Annotated in this window: 20 protein-coding genes; 13 read left to right on the plus strand and 7 right to left on the minus strand. The window is 67.5% G+C overall.

Annotation, left to right across the window (positions count from 1 at the left end):
• Together C1A30_RS16945 and C1A30_RS16950 are read right to left on the minus strand one after the other, a co-directional pair.
• Window positions 1–255, minus strand: coding sequence for a DUF2631 domain-containing protein (locus tag C1A30_RS16945; RefSeq protein ID WP_101949360.1), 255 nt, complete (start codon window positions 253–255; stop codon window positions 1–3).
• A 58-nt stretch (window positions 256–313) separates the two neighbouring features.
• Window positions 314–1,597 carry a deoxyribodipyrimidine photo-lyase gene (locus C1A30_RS16950; RefSeq protein WP_101949361.1) on the minus strand — a complete coding sequence of 428 codons (1,284 nt, stop codon included), beginning with the start codon at window positions 1,595–1,597 and terminating at the stop codon, window positions 314–316.
• A 97-nt stretch (window positions 1,598–1,694) separates the two neighbouring features.
• Here C1A30_RS16950 and C1A30_RS16955 point away from each other — a divergent pair, with 97 nt between their 5' ends.
• Genes C1A30_RS16955 through C1A30_RS16970 form a run of 4 tightly spaced genes read left to right on the plus strand, consistent with a single transcriptional unit; the run spans window position 1,695 to window position 3,824 of the window.
• Window positions 1,695–2,036, plus strand: a complete 342-nt coding sequence (locus C1A30_RS16955; protein ID WP_369974130.1) for a hypothetical protein — start codon at window positions 1,695–1,697, stop codon at window positions 2,034–2,036.
• Window positions 2,037–2,050: 14 nt separating this feature from the next.
• Window positions 2,051–2,476 (plus strand): ester cyclase, encoded by a 426-nt coding sequence (locus tag C1A30_RS16960; protein ID WP_101949362.1) that lies wholly within the window; start codon window positions 2,051–2,053, stop codon window positions 2,474–2,476.
• A 38-nt stretch (window positions 2,477–2,514) separates the two neighbouring features.
• A complete protein-coding gene (locus C1A30_RS16965) occupies window positions 2,515–2,985 on the plus strand; it encodes a histidine kinase (protein ID WP_101949363.1) in 471 nt (156 codons plus the stop codon).
• Window positions 2,986–3,011: 26 nt separating this feature from the next.
• The gene (locus C1A30_RS16970; protein ID WP_101949364.1) at window positions 3,012–3,824 is read left to right on the plus strand and encodes a DUF4097 family beta strand repeat-containing protein; all 813 of its coding nucleotides are present in this window, start codon (window positions 3,012–3,014) and stop codon (window positions 3,822–3,824) included.
• Window positions 3,825–3,970: 146 nt separating this feature from the next.
• Here C1A30_RS16970 and C1A30_RS16975 read toward each other — a convergent pair whose 3' ends face one another.
• Complete coding sequence (locus tag C1A30_RS16975) at window positions 3,971–4,414, minus strand: nitroreductase family deazaflavin-dependent oxidoreductase (protein ID WP_101949365.1); 444 nt, start codon at window positions 4,412–4,414, stop codon at window positions 3,971–3,973.
• A gap of 15 nt (window positions 4,415–4,429) precedes the next feature.
• Complete coding sequence (locus tag C1A30_RS16980; RefSeq protein ID WP_101949366.1) at window positions 4,430–5,263, minus strand: NAD(P)H-binding protein; 834 nt, start codon at window positions 5,261–5,263, stop codon at window positions 4,430–4,432.
• 81 nt (window positions 5,264–5,344) lie between these two features.
• Here C1A30_RS16980 and sigI point away from each other — a divergent pair, with 81 nt between their 5' ends.
• Complete coding sequence (gene sigI, locus C1A30_RS16985; protein WP_101949367.1) at window positions 5,345–6,172, plus strand: RNA polymerase sigma factor SigI; 828 nt, start codon at window positions 5,345–5,347, stop codon at window positions 6,170–6,172.
• On the opposite strand, the gene msrA is transcribed toward sigI, so the two are convergent.
• From msrA to C1A30_RS17000, 3 genes are all read right to left on the minus strand, one after another.
• The gene (gene msrA / locus C1A30_RS16990; RefSeq protein WP_101949368.1) at window positions 6,159–6,887 is read right to left on the minus strand and encodes a peptide-methionine (S)-S-oxide reductase MsrA; all 729 of its coding nucleotides are present in this window, start codon (window positions 6,885–6,887) and stop codon (window positions 6,159–6,161) included. The genes sigI and msrA overlap by 14 nt on opposite strands.
• 69 nt (window positions 6,888–6,956) lie before the next feature.
• The gene (locus C1A30_RS16995) at window positions 6,957–8,639 is read right to left on the minus strand and encodes a cytochrome c biogenesis protein DipZ (RefSeq protein WP_101950266.1); all 1,683 of its coding nucleotides are present in this window, start codon (window positions 8,637–8,639) and stop codon (window positions 6,957–6,959) included.
• Window positions 8,640–8,744: 105 nt separating this feature from the next.
• Window positions 8,745–9,407: a fasciclin domain-containing protein gene (locus tag C1A30_RS17000; protein ID WP_101949369.1), complete on the minus strand. Its 663-nt coding sequence runs from the start codon at window positions 9,405–9,407 to the stop codon at window positions 8,745–8,747.
• 223 nt (window positions 9,408–9,630) lie between these two features.
• On the opposite strand from C1A30_RS17000, the gene dxr reads away from it, so the two are divergent.
• The 8 genes from dxr (at window position 9,631) to C1A30_RS17040 (ending at window position 19,366) form a co-directional block, all read left to right on the plus strand.
• On the plus strand, window positions 9,631–10,782 hold the full coding sequence (gene dxr / locus C1A30_RS17005) for a 1-deoxy-D-xylulose-5-phosphate reductoisomerase (RefSeq protein WP_101949370.1): 1,152 nt from the start codon (window positions 9,631–9,633) through the stop codon (window positions 10,780–10,782).
• A complete protein-coding gene (locus C1A30_RS17010; protein ID WP_101950267.1) occupies window positions 10,782–12,008 on the plus strand; it encodes an RIP metalloprotease in 1,227 nt (408 codons plus the stop codon). The genes dxr and C1A30_RS17010 overlap by 1 nt, the downstream gene beginning before the upstream one ends.
• Window positions 12,009–12,018: 10 nt before the next feature.
• Complete coding sequence (gene ispG, locus C1A30_RS17015) at window positions 12,019–13,185, plus strand: flavodoxin-dependent (E)-4-hydroxy-3-methylbut-2-enyl-diphosphate synthase (RefSeq protein ID WP_101949371.1); 1,167 nt, start codon at window positions 12,019–12,021, stop codon at window positions 13,183–13,185.
• 54 nt (window positions 13,186–13,239) lie between these two features.
• Window positions 13,240–14,094 carry a GNAT family N-acetyltransferase gene (locus C1A30_RS17020; RefSeq protein ID WP_101949372.1) on the plus strand — a complete coding sequence of 285 codons (855 nt, stop codon included), beginning with the start codon at window positions 13,240–13,242 and terminating at the stop codon, window positions 14,092–14,094.
• Between the two features lie 11 nt (window positions 14,095–14,105).
• Window positions 14,106–14,765, plus strand: a complete 660-nt coding sequence (locus C1A30_RS17025) for a GNAT family N-acetyltransferase (RefSeq protein ID WP_101949373.1) — start codon at window positions 14,106–14,108, stop codon at window positions 14,763–14,765.
• 154 nt (window positions 14,766–14,919) lie between these two features.
• Window positions 14,920–16,242 (plus strand): DUF1800 family protein, encoded by a 1,323-nt coding sequence (locus tag C1A30_RS17030; RefSeq protein WP_101949374.1) that lies wholly within the window; start codon window positions 14,920–14,922, stop codon window positions 16,240–16,242.
• A gap of 9 nt (window positions 16,243–16,251) precedes the next feature.
• Window positions 16,252–17,496: a DUF1501 domain-containing protein gene (locus tag C1A30_RS17035; RefSeq protein WP_101949375.1), complete on the plus strand. Its 1,245-nt coding sequence runs from the start codon at window positions 16,252–16,254 to the stop codon at window positions 17,494–17,496.
• A 55-nt stretch (window positions 17,497–17,551) separates the two neighbouring features.
• Window positions 17,552–19,366 (plus strand): penicillin-binding transpeptidase domain-containing protein, encoded by a 1,815-nt coding sequence (locus C1A30_RS17040; RefSeq protein WP_101949376.1) that lies wholly within the window; start codon window positions 17,552–17,554, stop codon window positions 19,364–19,366.
• The last annotated feature ends 44 nt before the right edge of the window (window positions 19,367–19,410 follow it).

Consider the following 19,410-nt stretch of genomic DNA (forward strand, 5'->3'; position numbering starts at 1 on the left):
CTACCGGATCCAGCCCCGGCGGCGCAGCCACCAGTCACGTGCGACCACGACGAGAATCAGGATCGCAAACCCGATGAGGAACCCGTCCTCGACGTGGCCGACATGATTGCCGCGCAGCATCGCCAGCATGAACACGGCCGACAACAGCCCACCGATCTGGATGGCCTTGTGGTTCTCCTTCGACCAGCCCCACTCCGCGGAGGGCACATCTTCGACGTCGACGCCGGTGTGTCGGTCCACCTCGGTGCTGGCCACGGTTGCTCCTCACGGTCTTGGGCGAATCTGCAGACATTCTGGCACAGGGCTCGGGTGACTATCCGACCTGGCTGTAGCGCCGCAGCGCCTCCTTGCGTTCGGCGGCGTGATCGACGATCGGGTCGGGGTAGTCGCCGTCGTCGATCTCAGGCACCCACCGTCGAACGTAGGCACCCTCCGGGTCGAACTTGGCTGCCTGCGTCGTCGGATTGAAGACCCGGAAGTACGGCGCGGCGTCGGTGCCGCAGCCTGCCGCCCATTGCCACCCGTGTTGGTTGTTGGCCATGTCGCCGTCGACCAACTGCTCGAGAAACCACCGGGCGCCCCATTGCCAGGGCAGGTGCAGATCCTTGACCAGAAACGACGCCACGATCATGCGCACCCGGTTGTGCATCCATCCCGTCGCGGCCAGCTGGCGCATACCGGCGTCGACGATCGGATAGCCCGTCCTGCCTTCTTTCCACGCGGTGAACAGCGTGTTGTCCTCGTCGACTTCGATGCGGTCGAACGCCTTGTTCCAGTTCCACCACGCGCTGTCGGGCCGTTCGCCAAGCACGGTGGCGTAGAAGTCACGGAACGCCAATTCGCGAAGGTAGGCCTGTGCGCCCTTGCCGCGACCCAGATCGACGACCATGGTGCGGGGGTGGATGGTGCCGAACTTCAGGTGTGCCGACATCCGGCTGGTGCCGTCGAGGTCGGGCCGGTTGCGGTCCTCGGCGTAGGTATTCAACGCGCCCGCAACGAATTTCGCCCACTGTGCGCGGGCCGCCGTCTCGCCGGCGGGCAGGTCCAACGTCGTCCCTGGATCGGGGATGTCGACGCCGCCGGCCACGTCGGTCGGGTCGATCCAACGCGCGGAGTCGGCACCGGAGTTGGCGGGCTTGCGCCAACCGTGTCGCCGCCAGGCCTCGTAGAACGGGCTGAAGACCCGGTACGGCGAGCCGTCGCCCTTGGTCACCCGCCCCGGCGACACGAGGTACGGCGAACCCGACTCCTCCAACGCGATATCGCCAAGCGCGTCGCGGACCGCGTCGTCGCGGCGTCGGCCGAACGGTGTGTACTCCGCCGACACATGTGCCGACGTTGCGCCGATCTCGTTGGCCAGCTGAGGAATTCGTTGTTCGGGGCGGCCGCGGGTGACCAGCAGTCTGCCGTCGAGGCGGTCCCGAATGTCGCGCAGCGCGTCGTACAGGTACTGCAAGCGGCGCGGGCCGGACGACGCCTCGAGCCGTGGATCCAGCACGTAGCAGGCCAGCACCTCGCCGTCGACGGCCGCGGCGTCGAGCAGCGCGGGCAGATCGGACAGCCGCAGATCGCGTCGAAACCACAACAGTGCGGGCATCCATTGAAGCTGCCCGAATTTCGGGTTGAAGAAACAAGATGCAGTTTTGGAGCGGCACCCCGTTCATGCAGACGACGGAGATTCTCGGGTGGTGCGGATGTTCGACGAGGCCGGCTACGACGGGCTGATCTGCTCTGACCACTTGATATATCCCCGCCAGCTGTCCTCGCCTCATCCCGATTCGCCGACGGGGCGGCCTGGGTGGGCACCCGAAACGCCGTGGCCGGACAGCTGGGTGCTGATCGGCGCGATGGCGGCGGTGACGCGGCGGCTGGAACCGCCGACGCCCGATCTGTACAAACGCGCCGAAGACGCAGGCATCACCGCGGTGATGGCTGCGCCGTGGATGGGCGCGGAACTGCCCGCCGGAGGTGTGGAGCGCTATCGCGAACCCATCGAGCGGTTCGCCGAAACGGTCATCGCCAAGGTGCGCGGGTAAATATCGTTGGCTTCGTGGCTAATTCGTCAGATGAGGCGGTTCGGGAACTCGTGCAGTGCCTGTACGCAGCGGTCGACAGGCGCGACTGGTCGACGGTCGAGGCGTTGGTGTCGCCCCGGTTGGTGGTTGAGGTGGATAGCTCGGAGCCGTCGAGTTGGCAGGCGTGGCGCGCCGATCTGGAAGAGTTCACCCGCGCATTCCCGGATGGCCATCACGCCATCGAAGAAGTGCTCGTCGACGGCTCCCACGGCATATCGCGATTCCGGTTCACCGGCACGCACACCGAAGAGTTCCGCGGGATCGCGCCGACCGGGGTCAAGGTGTCGGTCGCGGGCATTCACATCGACCGCTTCCAGGGCGACATGCTGGTCGCCCACCGCGGCCAACTCGACCTGTACGGCTTGCTGGAGCAGCTGAAAGCCACCTCTGCGTCAGACTGACACTTGATGTGACGTCAAAATGATGTCACCATGACGTCATGGATCTTCAGCCGTACGTGGACGGCGTACGCCACGAGTTGTCGGTGGCGGCCGCCGTAGGGGGACCGGATGCCGAAGCGCTCGCCGAGCGGCTGACCGCACCGCTGGAGTCGGCCATCCGGCTGGCCCTGCTGGAGGCGTTGTCCGAGGCGGCCGAGCAGATCACCCGCGAACTGGCGCCGGGGTCGGTCGATGTCCGGTTGCGTGGACGCGACCCGGAGTTCACGGTGTCGTCGGGCACGGTTCAGGAGACGCCTGCGGTCGTGGTGCCGGAATCCGACGACGACGGCGGCACGTGGCGGGTGACGCTGCGGCTGCCGGAGCACTTGCGAACCCGCGTCGACACGGCCGCGCGCGGCGACGGGCTGTCGGTCAACGCGTGGCTCGTTCGTGCCGTCACCGCCGCCCTCGGCGGACCACGACGGCCGCGCGGCGAGTCCGGTAAGCACTTCAGCGGCTGGGTCCGCTGATCCAACACCACCGATCAGGAGGAGCTATGCCGAAATTCGAAACCCCACAACCGATCACCGCGACGGTGGAGATCTCGGCCGGGTCGGTGCACCTGGTCGCCAGTGAGCGCGACGACACGGTTGTCGAGGTGCGACCCCGTGACGAATCGCGCAGTCACGACGTCAAGGCCGCCGAACAGGTGCGCGTCGACTTCACCAACGGCGCCCTGCTGGTGTCGAGTCGGCGCGGATTCTCGTTCCCGCGCAGGGGCGCGGTGATCGTCGACATCGCGTTGCCGTCCGGTTCGCGGCTCAATGCGGCGGTGGCGGCGGCGGACATCACGGCCGACGGCGCGTATGCCGACTGCAAGTTCGCGTCCGCGAGCGGGGACGTCGAGGTCGGCACGGTGCTGGGAAATCTCAAGGCGGACAGCGCGTCCGGCAGCGTCACAGCGGCCGACGTCACCGGGTCGGTATCGGTGTCGACGGCGTCCGGCGACGCCGTGATCGGGAGACTCGACGGCGACATGAAGTTCCGCGCAGCCAGCGGATCGCTGGCGGTCACGCTACTGCGCGGACAACTCAGCCCGCAGACCGCGTCCGGGGACGTCAATGTCGCACACGCCGTCAGCGGCGGCGTTTCGGCGCAAACCGCCAGCGGCGACGTCGTCGTCGGGATCGCCGAAGGCACCGCGGCCAAACTCGACGTGCACACCCGATCGGGTGAGGTCCGCAACGCGCTGACGCAGTCGGACGGCCCGGCGGCGGGCGACGAGACGCTCATCGTGCATGCGCAGACCGCATCCGGTGACGTCGTGGTGCAGCGCGCCTCTCAGGCGGGGCCGGTCACGATCAGCTGATGTCCCGCGGCCAGCCGGATGACGAATTCCCGCATGCCCCAAGGCTGCTCAACCGGGGCGGACACGACATCCGCGTCCGCTTCGGTCGCGCGGCGGCACCCCGCGTTCCATCGACGTCGATACCGACGTCGATGGACCCACCGAGGCTAGTCGCTGGCGTCGAACCGAAACACCTTCAGCCGCCCCGCCAGTGCCGCGAATTCTTCGGGGGCGCCGTCGCGGACCAGGCCCGCGCGTTTGGCGAACCCGACGCCGACGGGCACCTTGACCGCGAAAGCCCGCAGCACAGGACGGGATTGCGCGGCGTCGAGTTCGACGATCTTCACGCGCCGCGATCTGCGTCCGCGTGACAGCGTGCCCTCGCCGGCCGCTCGGGCGTTGGACGCCCAGTCGGCGCCCGGATAACCGGCCACCACATAAAGATCACCGTCGTGCTCGAACGGCGTCATCGGGGTGCTGCGCGGCTTTCCGGTCTTGCGGCCGGGCACGGTCAGCACCATCGCAGGGCCGGTGGGGATGCCGAGCTTCTGCACAGCCATCATGAATTTGTTCATCGGCTTGAGGTAGCGCGGCGGATGCAACTCCGACATTCTCTGTCTCCCTTTCTATTTGAAGAGTTCCCTATGCGCGGACACGGCATCGGCGAACGTCGAGGGCGGCCTGCCGAGGATCTTCTCCACGTCGTGCGTGACCAACGCCGGCTTGTCGACGGTCGCTTCGAGGAACGCCAGGTAGGCGTCGGCGAACTCGGGTGAGAAGCCGATCGCCGTGAACCGTTGCCGCACCAGGTCGGCGGGCACTTCCCGGTAGCGCAGCGGTCGTGACAGCACCGACCCGATCACGTCGACGAGTTCGGCGTTGGTGAACGCCTGCGGGCCGGTCAACAGAATCCGCTGCCCGACAAGGTCGTCGGTGAGCAACGCCGTGGCGGCAACGGCAGAAATGTCTTTCTCGACGATCGGTGCGGTCGACGCGGTCGCGTACGGCCCGTTGACCACGTCGCCCGCCTGGATCTGCGGCGCCCACATGCCGAAGAAGTTGGTGGCGAAAACCGTTGGGCGAAGGCTCACCCACTCGAGTCCGGAGCCGACAGCGAGCTGCTCGACTTCCTTGTTGCGGTCGCCGCGAAAACGTGACGGTTGGCGCGCGAAGTCGTCGTCGGCGTTGATGGCCGACAGGGCAACCAGGCGGGTGACACCGTGATCGCGCGCCTGCTCGACGAACGACTCGAGGTGATCACCGAGCGCACGCGAGTTGAGGAACACGGCCGTCGCACCCGCAAGACCCTCGGCCGCGGTGCGCACCGCCGCGACGCCGTCGGGCAAGCGCGCGCCCGACTGCCGGGTGACGGCGCGCACCTCGACGCCTGCTGCTGCGAGTTCATGGACCAGAGGGCGGCCGACGTTGCCGGTTGCGCCCGTGACGAGAATTGCGTTCATGAAGACAAGGACGACGTCGCGCGACGGAAAGTTACACAGCCGCCGCTGTAACTTTTCCGGCCCGCGTTTCGTCACTACTTCATGGGCCCGATAGACGCCGCGGTGCGCAGCCACCGCCCGTACCTGGTGAACCTCGCGTATCAGATGCTCGGCGACGTGGGCGAGGCGGAGGACGTCGCGCAGGAGGCGCTGCTTCGGCTCTCGCGCGCGTCGCAGGTCGACGATGTGCGTGCCTGGCTGACCGTCGTCGCGGGGCGGCTCTGCCTGGACCAGATGCGGTCAGCGCGGGCCCGTCACGAACAACCCGACGAGGTGGGTTTGCGTGTGCCCGTGGCACGCGACGCCGACCCGGCCGATCGGGTCACGCTCGACGATGAGGTCCGCGGCGCGCTGCTGGAAGTGCTACGCCGGCTGAGTCCCGCTGAGCGGGTGGCGTTCATCCTGCACGACGTTTTTCAGATGCCGTTCGAGGAGATCGCCGCGACGGTGGGCAGGCCTGTCGGCACCTGCCGGCAACTGGCGCGGCGGGCCAGGGCCAAGTTCGCGGACTCGTCGCTGCGGCCGTCCGACGTCACCGCCGTCGAGCACAGGATCGTCACCGAGAAGTTCATCACCGCGTGCGCCAACGGCGATCTGGAATCGCTGACCGCGGTGCTGGATCCGACGGTATGGGGCGTGGCGACGTTCGTCGGCGGCGGGCCGCCGCAAATCAACCACGGCCGGGATGCGGTGGCGCCCAACCTCCTTCGGTTCCTGGGCACCGGCTTGACTCTGGTCACCGGGCCTGCCGGGGAGGTGCTCGGCTACGCGGGCCGCGCGCTGTCGGTGGTGTTGATGTTGACCGTGCGCGACGGTCTTGTGGTCAAGATCGAGGCGACCGTCGATCCGTCGGCGGCTACCCGGCGTTGACCGGGTGCACCAGCACGGGCTGATCGCGATACAACTGCGGAAACTGTTGGCGCAGTTGGTCGAGCTTCGGCATGTCGTAGGTCGCGATGTACAGCGCCGTCGGATGTTCGCTCAGGTAGTCCTGGTGGTAGTCCTCGGCGGGAAAGAAGCCCGAGTCGCGCGTCGTCTGGGTGACCACTGGTGCGTCGAAGACCTTCGCCTGGTTGAGTTGCGCGATGTAGGCGTCGGCAACCCGCTGCTGCACGTCGTTCTGCGGGAAGATCGCCGACCGGTACTGCGGTCCGGTGTCGGGGCCTTGCCGGTTCATCTGCGTCGGATCGTGCACGGCCGCGAAGAAGATGTGCAACAGCTGGCCGAACGTCACCTGGCTGGGATCGTAGGTAATGCGCACGGATTCGGCGTGGCCGGTGGTGCCCGTCCCCACCGTTTCGTAGTGGGCCGTCGACGCGTCGCCGCCCGCGTAGCCGGAGGCCGCGGCCGACACCCCCTTCACGTGCTGGAAGACTCCCTGAACGCCCCAGAAGCAGCCGCCCGCCAACACCGCGGTCTCGTTGGCGCCCGGCTGGCCCACAGGCTCATCGACGGTGGGGCCGGGAACGTCGACCGATGCGTTCGCGCGCAGCGAGGGCTCCACGCCGATCTGCAAGGCCAGCAGCGCCGCGCCGAACGCGACGACCAGCGTCAGGACTGCGAGGCCGCGCGCTTTGGAGCTCACATGTCGAGGCTAGTGTCGACGGCGGCCGGAGACCGGCGGGATTTCCTTACTGAAGTGTGACAGTGCCGCTCACCCATAGGTGAACGAGAAGGCCTGCAGCCCTTCGCTCAACTGGACCTCGACCGTCGCCCGGTGCACCTCGTCGTCGCCGACCAGCTGGCGCAATGTGGGCGGACCACTGACCGGGATCTGCCTGGACTCGCCGTCGCGGGTCACGGTCACCGTGCCTGTGCCGCCGACGACCAGGTACACATTGCGGGCGCGGTAGTTCAGTGTGATGCCTGCACCCGATCCGTCGGCCGTCGCGCCCTGGTAGTCCAGTTTCCAGCCGCCCGTGAGTGCGAACGTGTCGTCGGGCAGTCGGGCCGGGTACTCGAATGTGGCCTCGCCCTCGTCGTAGCTGCCGGTGCCTCCGTAGTTGACCACCTTGCCGACGCCCAGGTAGGTCTCCGGGGTCAGACCGGTTGGGGGAGTGGTGTCGGCAGCCTCGGTCGGGGCGGGCAGCGTGACATCCGGACGGGCATCCGAAAGTAGTTGCCGGATCAGCGTTTCGGTCTGCGCGTAGTCGCCCTCGCCGAATTTGATGTGGCGGACGGTGCCGGTGGCGTCGATCAGATACTTGGCCGGCCAGTAACGGTTGCGGTAGTTGGTCCATGTCGCATAGTTGGTGTCCAGCGCGACCGGATAGGTGATGTTCAGGTCGCGGGCGCCGCTGGCGACGTTGCGCGGTTCACGCTCGAATGCGTACTCGGGTGTGTGCACGCCGATCACCTCGAGGCCGGCGTCCTTATAGGCCCGGTACCAGTCGACGATGTGCGGGATCGCGCGCTGGCAGTTGATGCACGAGTAGGCCCAGAAATCGACGATGACCACTTTGCCGCGAAGCGTTTTCAGGTCGACGGCCGCACCGTTGGGGGTATTGAGCCAACCGGTGATGCCTTTGATGTCGGGCGCGGTGCCACAGCTCTCCAATCCCGGTGCACCATTGGTGCAGTTGGCCAAGTCCTTGTTCTGGTCGTTGACCAGACCGCCGAGGTTCAGTTTCTCGCGGAGTTGCTCGTCGCCGCCGACGGTCTCCTGCAGCTTGGCGGTGTAGTCGGGGATGGTGCGTTGCAGCGCGGCAGGCAGGTTGAACACCAGCGCCACCGCCAGCAGGATCGTGACAACGCCTGCGGCGACGCGGATTTCGCGTTGGCGCTCGCGGAATGCCGCGACCCGTTCAGCGACGCGACGGCCTGCTAGCGCGAAGAACAGCAGCGGCAGCGCCGCGCCCACCGCGAACGACACCGTCAACGCCACCGTCGGCAGCCCGATCGTGTCCGTCGCACCGGCGATAACGATGGCCGCGAGCACCGGGCCCGCGCACGGCACGTACAGCACGCCCAACGCCAGACCGAGCCCGAAACCGCTACTGCCGGAACCGAACTGCTTCTGCGGCAGCCGTGAGAACGGTTTCTCCAGCAGCGCTTCGAATTTCGGGAAGATCAGCCCGACGCCGATGGCCACCAGTGCCGCCAGCGCCACCCAGCGGATCGCGTCCTGCGGCAGCCGCAGCAGCGACAGAAGTGCCGAACCGATCAGGGTGACAACCGAGAAGCTCAGCACCAGACCGGCGATCACGCGGTACGGCCTGGCCTTCGCGCCGTCGCTTTGAGTTCCGGAGAAGAAGATCACCGGTAGCACGGGAAGGATGCACGGCGAGATGCCGGTGATCAAGCCGCCGAGAAAGCCGATCAGGATGAGGGTGAACATGGCGGGGCACTCGCTTTCCATGGCGCGAGCAGACGCAGAAACGGGTAAATCTGGGGCGGATCGTACGTTTCTGCGTCTGCTCGCGGGGCTGGGTGACCGGTAGGCCTAGGCGGCCGGGGGCATCAGGACCGTGTCGATCAGGTACACGGTCGCGTTGGCGGTGCGGACGCCGCCGCACACCACGCCTGCGTTGTTGACCTTCAGGGTGTTACCCATGCCGCTGACGTCGACCTGACCGCCCTGCACGGTCTTGTGCATGCCGACGACCTGGGTGGGGCTGGCCTGACCAGGCACCACGTGATAGGTGAGGATGCTGCTCAGCAGGTTCGAGTCGGTCTTCAGCTTCTCGATGGTGGCCGGGTCGATCTTGGCGAACGCGGCGTCGGTCGGGGCGAACACCGTGAACTGACCACCGTTGAGGGTGTCGACCAGGTTCACGTCGGGGTTGAGCTTGCCCGACACCGCTGCGGTCAACGTGGTGAGCAGCGGATTGTTGCTCGCCGCCACCGCCACCGGATCCTGCGCCATACCGGTCACCGAGCCGGGGCCGGTGGGGTTCTGCGCGGCGTAGTCGGCGCAGCCCGGTCCGACCAGGCCGGCGCCGGGATCGACGGGCTGATCCATCGGCGCCGCCATCGCGGACGACGACGGGTTCGCCGGTTCGGCGGGTGCCGCGGTGGAAGTGTCGTTCGAACACGCCGACAAACCGAAAACCGCGACCGCGGCCAGGCCCGCCACCGATAGTGCTTGACGGTGAATAACATTCATGACGCTCTCGCTCCCTTGTCGTGACGGGCGTGGTGCCCGCGCTCTGCACTGACACCAAGGATTCGGAGCGCGCCCCGGCACGGATGGGTCACGTCACATTTGCGTCCCTTTTCCACTGCGACCAGACGCAAAGTGTTCCGTTTCTTCGGCGTGTCGGGACACTTTGCGTCTGCTCGCGGGGAGAAGTCGCCGCTGAGAAAGGGCGGCGCGGCACAATGAACCAGTGAGCAGAACCCGCGTGCTGATCCTCGGCAGCACCGGCTCGATCGGCACCCAGGCGCTGGAGGTCATCGCCGCCAACCCCGACCGCTTCGAGGTCGTCGGGCTGGCGGCGGGCGGCGGCAACCCCGGCCTGCTGGCCCAGCAGCGCGCGCAGACCGGGGTGACCAACATCGCCGTGGCGGACGCGGCCGCCGAGGTCGGCGACGTCACCTACGCCGGAGCGGACGCCGCCACGCGACTCGTCGAGAACACCGAAGCCGACGTCGTGCTGAACGGCCTCGTCGGCGCCCTCGGGCTGGCGCCCACGCTGGCGGCGCTGGCCTCCGGCGCCCGGCTCGCGCTGGCCAACAAGGAGTCGCTGGTCGCGGGCGGCCCGCTGGTCCTCAAGGCGGCCAAGCCTGGCCAGATCGTGCCGGTCGACTCGGAGCACTCCGCGATGGCGCAGTGCCTGCGCGGCGGCACCCCCGACGAGGTGGCCAAGATCGTGCTGACCGCGTCCGGCGGACCGTTCCGCGGCTGGCCCGCCCACAAGCTCGAGGACGTCACCCCCGAGCAGGCCGGCGCGCACCCCACCTGGTCGATGGGCCCGATGAACACGCTGAACTCCGCGTCGCTGGTCAACAAGGGGTTGGAGCTGATCGAGACCCACCTGCTGTTCGGCATCCCGTACGACCGGATCGACGTCGTCGTGCACCCGCAGTCGATCGTGCACTCGATGGTGACGTTCACCGACGGCTCGACGCTGGCCCAGGCCAGCCCGCCGGATATGAAACTGCCGATCGCGCTGGCGCTGGGCTGGCCCGCGCGCGTCGCCGATGCCGCCCTGGCCTGCGATTTCTCGACCGCGTCGAGCTGGGATTTCGAGCCGCTCGACAGCACCGTGTTCCCGGCCGTCGACCTGGCGAAAGAGGCGGGCACGAGGGGCGGCTGCCTGACCGCGGTCTACAACGCCGCCAACGAGGAAGCCGCCGCAGCCTTCCTCGACGGCCGGATCCGCTTCCCGTCGATTGTGCGAACGATTGCCGAGGTCCTGCGCGCTGCCGACCAGTGGGCCGCCGAACCCGCTACCGTGGAAGACGTACTCGATGCGCAACGCTGGGCCCGCGACCGGGCAAAGAGCGTAGTTTCCCGGGAGGTCGTCACCACCAAATGATCATGTGGATCATCGGCGTCGCGCTGTTCGCGCTCTTCATCCTGGTGTCGGTGGCGCTGCACGAATGCGGGCACATGTGGGCCGCGCGCGCCACGGGGATGAAGGTGCGCCGCTATTTCGTCGGGTTCGGCCCGACGCTGTGGTCGACGCGTCGGCCCAACAAGCTCGGCCACACCGAATACGGCGTGAAGGCCGTGCCGCTCGGCGGCTTCTGCGATATCGCGGGCATGACCGCGATCGACGAGATCGCCCCCGAGGACGAGCGCTACGCGATGTACCGGCAGAAGACCTGGAAGCGGGTGCTGGTGCTGTTCGCAGGGCCGGGCATGAACTTCGTCATCGGCCTGGTGCTCATCTACGGGATGGCGCTGATCTGGGGGCTGCCGAACCTGCATCCGCAGCCGGCGGCCTACGTTGCCGAAACGTCTTGTGTGGCACCGCAACTCAGTAAAGACCAGATGGGCAAGTGCGAGGGCATCGGGCCCGCCGCCGCCGCCGGGATCAAGGCAGGCGACATCATCGTCAAGGTCGGCGACAAGGACGTCAGCAATCCCGACGAGATGGTCGACGCGGTGCGCGCGCTGACCGGTCCGACGCAGTTCGTGATCGAACGCGACGGCAAGAAGTTCACCACCATGGTCGACGTAACCCGCACCCAGCGTTGGACGTCGAAAGACGCGCAGGGCCCGACCACCGTGGCCGCGGTCGGCGTCTCGGCCTCCGAGTTCGGTCCCGTCAAATACCAGCACTTCAACCCGGTGACCGCCGTGCCGGGCACGGTCGCGTTCACCGGTGACCTCGCGGTGGAACTGGGCAAGTCGCTGGCGAAGATCCCCACCAAGATCGGCGCGCTGGTGCACAGCATCGGCGGCGGGCAGCGCGATCCCGACACCCCGATCAGCGTGGTGGGCGCGTCGATCATCGGCGGCGACGCCTTCGAACACGGCTACTTCATGGCGTTCTGGTTCTTCCTCGCCCAGTTGAACTTCGTGCTCGGCGCCATCAACCTGGTGCCGCTGTTGCCGTTCGACGGCGGCCACATCGCGATTGCCGTGTTCGAGAAGATCCGCAATATGATCCGTAGAGCGCGCCGCATCGACGCGGCGCCGCCGGTCAACTACCTCAAACTGATGCCGGCCACGTACGTGATCCTCGTCTTCGTCATCGGCTACATGGCGCTCACGGTGACCGCTGACTTCGTCAACCCGATCAGACCTTTCCAGTAGGAGAACCCAAATGTCGTCCGGCCCCACAATCGGATTAGGCATGCCGGCACCCCCGGCGCCGACGTTGGCGCCGCGCCGCAAGACCCGCCAGTTGATGGTCGGCAATGTCGGCATCGGCAGCGAGCATCCGATCGCGGTGCAGTCCATGTGCACCACCAAGACCCACGACGTCAACTCCACGCTTCAGCAGATCGCCGAACTGACCGCATCGGGCTGCGACATCGTCCGGGTGGCCTGCCCGCGCCAGGAGGACGCCGACGCGCTGAGAGAGATCGCCAGGCACAGCCAGATCCCGGTGATCGCCGACATCCACTTCCAGCCGAAGTACATCTTCGCCGCCATCGACGCAGGCTGCGCCGCGGTGCGGGTAAACCCGGGCAACATCAAGGAATTCGACGGCCGGGTGAAAGAAGTCGCCAAGGCGGCGGGTGACGCGGGCATCCCGATCCGCATCGGTGTCAACGCGGGCTCGCTGGACAAGCGGTTCATGGAGAAGTACGGCAAGGCCACCCCCGAAGCACTGGTCGAGTCGGCGTTGTGGGAGGCGTCGCTGTTCGAGGAGCACGGCTTCGGCGACATCAAGATCAGCGTCAAGCACAACGATCCGGTGATGATGGTCGCGGCCTACGAGCAGTTGGCCGCGCAGTGCGACTATCCGCTGCACCTCGGCGTCACCGAAGCGGGCCCGGCGTTTCAGGGCACCATCAAATCGGCGGTCGCGTTCGGTGCGTTGTTGTCGCGGGGCATCGGCGACACCATCCGGGTGTCGCTGTCGGCGCCGCCGATCGAAGAGGTCAAGGTCGGCAACCAGATCCTGGAATCGCTGAACCTTCGGCCGCGCTCGCTGGAGATCGTGTCCTGCCCGTCCTGCGGGCGCGCGCAGGTCGACGTCTACACGCTGGCCAACGAGGTCAGCGCGGGCCTGGAGGGCATGGACGTTCCGCTGCGCGTCGCGGTGATGGGCTGCGTCGTCAACGGTCCCGGCGAAGCGCGCGAGGCGGACCTCGGCGTCGCATCCGGAAATGGCAAGGGGCAGATCTTCGTCAAGGGTGAGGTCATCAAGACCGTGCCCGAGGCGCAGATCGTCGAGACGTTGATCGAAGAGGCCATGCGAATCGCGGAGGAGCGTGGTGACGAAACATCTGCCAGCGGTACGCCGGTTGTGACCGTAAGCTGAGCATGACCCTGTGAGGAGGGTCACCAGCCCCAGGATCGGTTAGAAAGAGCGCCCATGTCGGCTCCGCCGCTATTCCGCCTCGTCGACGACCGTCGGGTGTCGGTGGTTCATGACGCCGCGGCCGTGCGCCAGGTGCTCGACGACGATCCCGTCGGTTCCTGCATGGTGGCGTCGCGGGTCGCCGAACACGGTGTGGAGCCGTCGGCCATCGGCGGTGAACTCTGGACGCGTCGGCGGGTCAGCGAGTCGCTGTGCTTCGCAGGGGCGAACCTGATCCCGCTGCGCGGTGAGCTCACCGATCTGAACGCGTTCGCGGACAAGGCCATGAGCACCGCGCGGCGCTGCTCGTCGCTGGTGGGCCGCGCCGAATACGTGATGCCGATGTGGCGGCGACTGGAGCAAGCCTGGGGTCCGGCGCGCGATGTGCGCGAACAACAACCGTTGATGGCGTTGGCCACCGCGCCGCAGTCGCCGATCGACCCGGCGGTGCGCCCGGTGCGCGTCGACGAGCTCGACGCCTATCTGGTGGCGGCCATCGACATGTTCATCGGCGAGGTCGGCGTCGATCCGCGGATCGGCGACGGCGGGCGCGGCTACCGGCGTCGCGTCGCGGGCCTGATCGCCGCGGGCCGGGCGTGGGCCCGGTTCGAGCGCGGTCAGGTGGTGTTCAAGGCCGAGGTCGGCTCGCAGTCGCCGTCGGTGGGCCAGATCCAGGGTGTCTGGGTGCATCCCGATTACCGCGGTCGCGGGCTTGGCACCGCGGGCACCGCGACGCTGGCTTCGGCGGTGGTGCGCGGCGGCCGCGTCGCAAGCCTGTACGTCAACGACTTCAACACCGTCGCCCGCGCCACCTACGCGCGCATCGGTTTCCAACAGGTCGGCACCTTCGCGACCGTCCTTCTGGACTAGCGTCTGGCGGTATGACCGAGCACGACAACAAGATCGAACGCAGAGAGATCGCTCGTGCGATGGTTCGCGCGCTCGACCGCCGCCACGAGTTGCTCGATGCGGTCGTCGAATCGCAGGACTACGACGCCGCCATCGAGGCGATCGCGCGGCTGGTGGGCACGACGCCGGTGGCTGCCGAGGCGGTGCTGCGGCTGTCGTTCGACAGGCTGACGAAGGTGTCGCGGGACAGGATCGCCGCAGAACTGGAGGATCTGAACAGTCAGCTGACGTTCATCGCAGAACCGCCGGCCGTGCCGGGCCAGAACCTGGTGCTGCGGCCGTTCGCAGCGGACAAGGACCGCGACATCTTCGCCGCCCGCACCGACGACGTGCGCGCGGCAGGCGACGGCTCCGGTGCGCCGCCCGGTGATCTCGACGACGAGATCCGCGCCGCGCTGCGTCGCGTCGACGCCGAAGAAGCGGCGTGGCTGGTGGCCATCGACGGCTCGGAGAAGGTCGGCATGGTGTTCGGCGAGCTGTCCGGCGGTGAGGTCAACGTCCGGATCTGGATCCACCCCTCTTACCGCAAGCAGGGGTACGGCACGGCGACGCTGCGCAAGTCGCGCTCGGAGATGGCCGCGTACTTCCCCGCGGTGCCTCTGGTGGTCCGCGCACCCGCCGCGGGGCCCTGACCCAGCAACTGCTGTTGCCTTTGCAAGCAGCCGGCGCGGCCGCACGAGAGGGTCGTCGAACCGGTTGGTGATCGCCTACGCTGGGCGCAGCGACGGGTCGGTCATCGCCTCCGCAGACTTAGCCGACTGACCCGTCAGCGACTGGGGGTCAGGTATGTCGGCGCAGTCACCACAGTGGATCGCCACTGCGCGTCTGTTGCGACGAACGGGGTTCGGCACGTCGGGGCCGCGCGTCGACGCGGTCGTCGGGCAGGACTGGTCGACCTACCTCGACACGCTGCTCGACGCGGACCCGGATTCCGATCCAGGGGCCGTCGCCACACCGATGCCCGTCTTTCCGCCGGCGCCCGGCTGGCCGGATCAGTTGGTCGGCGACGAGTTGTCGGCGGCATTGCTGGCGCGTGACAACCTGATCTCCTCCCAGGCGACGGAACTGGCGCACTGGTGGGTGCGCCGCATCGCTGCGGTGCACGAACCGATCCACGAGAAGCTGACGCTGGTCTGGCACAACCACTTCGCCACGTCGACGGCCAAGGTCCGCTACGCCACGTACATGGCTGCCCAGAACCAGAAGTTGCGCACTCTGAAGCTCGGTGACTTCCGCACGCTGGCCTACGCGATGCTGACCGACGCCGCCATGCTGTCCTGGCTGGACGGTAAGGACAATGTCGCGGAGTCGCCGAACGAGAACCTGTCGCGCGAATTCATGGAGCTCTTCACCCTCGGCGAGGGCAACGGGTACACCGAGTCGGACGTCAAAGAGGGCGCCAGAGCGTTGACCGGCTGGACCGTCGCACCGGACGGACAGACCAAAGTGGTTGCTGACAAACATGATTCGCAGACGAAGACGGTGCTGGGGCAGACCGGGAACCTGGACGCCGAGGGGTTCTGCGATGCGGTGCTGAACCATCCGGCGTCGGCCAGCTACGTCGCGACCAGGCTGTGGAAACAGTTGGCATCGGACTCCCCGCCGTCGCCGCAGACACTCGCCCGCCTCGTCAGCGCGTACGGCCCCGACCGCAATCTCAAGGCGCTGACCAAGGCGATCCTGCTCGACCCGGAATTCGTCACCGCCTCGTCGGTGAACAATCCGATGGAGTGGCTGCTCGGCGTGGTCCGCACGCTCGAACTGACGCTGGACAGCGACGCAGAGGCAGGCACGGCCTTCGACATCTTGACCGTGCTCGGCCAAAAGCCGCTCTACCCACCGGATGTCGCGGGATGGCCGCAGGGCCGCGCATGGGTGTCGACCGCGAGCATCACGTCCCAGACCTGGGCGGTCGGGAAACTCGCCGACCGCGGCGACCTCTCGGTGATCGAAGAGGCGGGCAAGAACGACCGCATCGACGCCGCGGGCTATCTGATCGGCGTCGGCGCGTGGACGGATCAGACGGTCGCGGGGCTGAAACCCTTCGCCAAGAACCCGAGAGCGCTCTTCATGGCATCAGTCAACACACCCGAATACCTGACGACGTAACGGATTCACATGGCAGAGATCAATCGTCGAAAGTTCTTGACCGCCAGCATCGGGGTGGGCGCGGCGGGCCTGCTTGCCGGCGCGGCGTCGTGTAGCTGGTTGGATCTGCAGCGGGCCGCCGAGCGGGCCCAGCTGCCCGACGGGGCGGGCGTGCTGGTGATCGTCACGCTCTACGGTGGCAACGACGGGCTGAGCACCGTTATCCCATTCGCAGACAACGCTTATCACGATGCGCGGCCTGACTTGGCTTATGCCCCAGAGGAAGTGATACCGATCGACGATCAGCTGGGCTTCAACCCGGTGCTGAAGGGCCTGCACAAGCTGTGGGACGAGCAGAAGCTGGCGATCGTGCGCGGCGTGACGTATCCGAAGCCGTCGCGCAGTCATTTCCGGTCGATGGACATCTGGCAGTCGGCGTCGCCGCTGGAATCGGTGCCCACCGGTTGGATAGGCCGCTGGCTGGACGCCACCGGCGATGACCCGGTCAGGGCGATCAACATCGGCGCCGTGCTACCGCCGATGGCGGTGGGGGAGAAGTACACCGCTTCGGCGTTGGCCCGCGACATGTCACCGCTGCCCGCGGAGGTGGTGGCCGCGCTGGACACCGTTGGCGTCGACGACCCACGCGACACCGCGGCGATGACCGCGATTCGTACCGCCTACCGCTCCAGCCGGGCCTTCGGCTCGGCGCTCGAACCCGTCATCGTCAGCGGCGACACCGCCGTATCGGGCGGCACCAACGTGGGCGGTCTCACCAGTGCCGACCTCTACGGCAAGAACACGCTGGCGGCCCAACTCAACGTCGTGAGCAGATGCGTCAAAGCGGCGGTGCCCAGCCGGGTCTACATGGTCTCGCTCGGCGGTTTCGACCTGCACACCGACGAACGCGAGTCACAGCAGCAGCTGCTGAGCGTCGTCGACGAGGCGCTGACCCCGTTCCTGCGCGAGATGCGCACCGATCCGCACGGCAAGGACGTCGTCGTCATGGTGTATTCGGAGTTCGGCCGCCGAGTCAGGGCCAACGCGTCGTACGGCACGGACCACGGCACGGCGGGCCCGGTGTTCATCTGCGGTCAGCCGGTCAAGGGCGGCTTCTACGGGGAGCAACCCAGCCTCACCGACTTGGACGACGGCGACCTCAAGGGCGACACCGATTTCCGCGACATCTACCACGAACTGCTGGTGCACACGATCGGCACCGACCCGGAGCCGGTGATCGGTCCCGGCCGCCGGGATATCGGTTTCCTCGGCTGAGACGCACGGTGCGCCTCCGCCGCTTTGAGGTCTCGGATTCGTAACATCAGCCTCAATGGCAACTTGGCTCTCAACTGCAACACGGGCGGCGAGTCTGCTCACCGCCGCCGCGCTGGTCGCCTCGCTCAACGCGTGCACCCCGAAACCGAACGGACCCGAACCGACCGCGCAGAAGTTCTTCGCTGCGCTGGCGACCGGCGACACCGCGACCGCCGCCGAGTTGGCCGATAAACCGGCCGACGCGCGCGCCGCGTTGAACGAGGCCTGGGCCGGGCTGCAGGCGCAGCACCTGGACGCCCAGATCCTCGGCTCGAAGTGGGCCGACGACACCGGCAGCATCACCTACCGCTACACCTGGCATCTGCCGAAGAACCGGACGTGGACCTACGACGGGCAGCTGAACATGGTCCGCGACGAGGGCAAGTGGGAGGTCCGGTGGAGCGCCACCGGCCTGCATCCCCGACTCGGCGAGCACCAGACCTTCGCGCTACGCGCCGACCCGCCGCGCAGGGCGTCGGTCAACGAGCGCGGCGGCACCGACGTGCTGGTGCCCGGCAACCTGTATCACTATGCGCTGGACGCGAAATCGGCAGGCGCCGCGCTGATGCCGACGGCGAGGGCCGTGGTCGACGCGTTGCGGCCGTTCGACAACACCTTGGACCCGCAGCGGTTGGCGGAGCAGGCCAGTTCGTCGAAGGAACCGATGAGCCTGATCACGCTGCGGCAGGCCGACCACGATCGCGTTGCAGCCGCGATCGGGTCGCTGCCTGGTGTGGTGATCACCCCGCAGGCTGAACTGTTGCCGACCGACGACACGTTCGCACCCGAGATCGTCAGCGAGGTCAAGAAGGCGGTGGTCGACGAACTCGACGGCGAGGCCGGCTGGCGGGTGGTCAGCGTCAACCAGAACGGGGTGGACGTCGACGTGCTCAACGAGGTGCCGGGGGCTCCGGCGCCGTCAGTCACCATCAGCCTGGACCGGTCGGTGCAGAACGCGGCGCAGAACGCGGTCAACACCACCGGTAAGAAGGCGATGATCGTCGTGATCAAACCGTCGACCGGCGAGATCCTGGCCGTCGCGCAGAACGGCGCCGCCAACGCCGAGGGGCCACTGGCCACCACCGGCCTGTATCCGCCCGGCTCGACGTTCAAGATCGTCACCGCCGGGGCGGCGATCGAGCGCGATATGGCGACGCCGAACACCCTGCTGGGCTGTCCCGGCACCTTGGACATCGGCCACCGCACCGTGCCCAACTACGGCGGCTTCGACCTCGGCGTCGTGCCGATGTCACGGGCGTTCGCCAGTTCGTGCAACACCACGTTCGCGGAGTTGGCGAGCAGGATGCCGCCGCGCGGTTTGACGATGGCCGCCGCACAGTACGGGCTTGGTGCCGACTATCAAATCGAGGGCATCAACACGCTGACCGGGTCGGTGCCGCCGACGGTCAACCTCGCCGAGCGCACCGAGGACGGCTTCGGCCAGGGCAAGGTCCTGGTCACCCCGTTCGGGATGGCGTTGGCGGCCGCGACGGTCGCGGCGGGCAAAACCCCTGTGCCGCAACTGATCGAGGGCAGGCCGACGGTGGTCACCGGCGACCAGGGCCAGATTACGCAGAAGATGCTCGACGGGCTGCGGCCGATGATGCGGTTGGTGGTCACCAACGGCACCGCCAAGGATCTCGCCGGTTCGGGCGACGTGCGCGGCAAGACCGGTGAGGCCGAGTTCGACGGCGGTTCGCATTCGTGGTTCGCCGGCTACCGCGGCGATATGGCGTTCGCGGCGTTGATCGTCGGCGGCGGGTCCTCGGAATACGCGGTGCGGATGCTGCGGGGCATGTTCGACCAACTGCCGCCTGACTACTTGGCATGACACGACGGTCCATTCGTGCGCCGAGACTGCGGCCAGATCGCAAA

The organism is Mycobacterium sp. 3519A (genome assembly GCF_900240945.1).
Lineage (GTDB): Bacteria > Actinomycetota > Actinomycetes > Mycobacteriales > Mycobacteriaceae > Mycobacterium.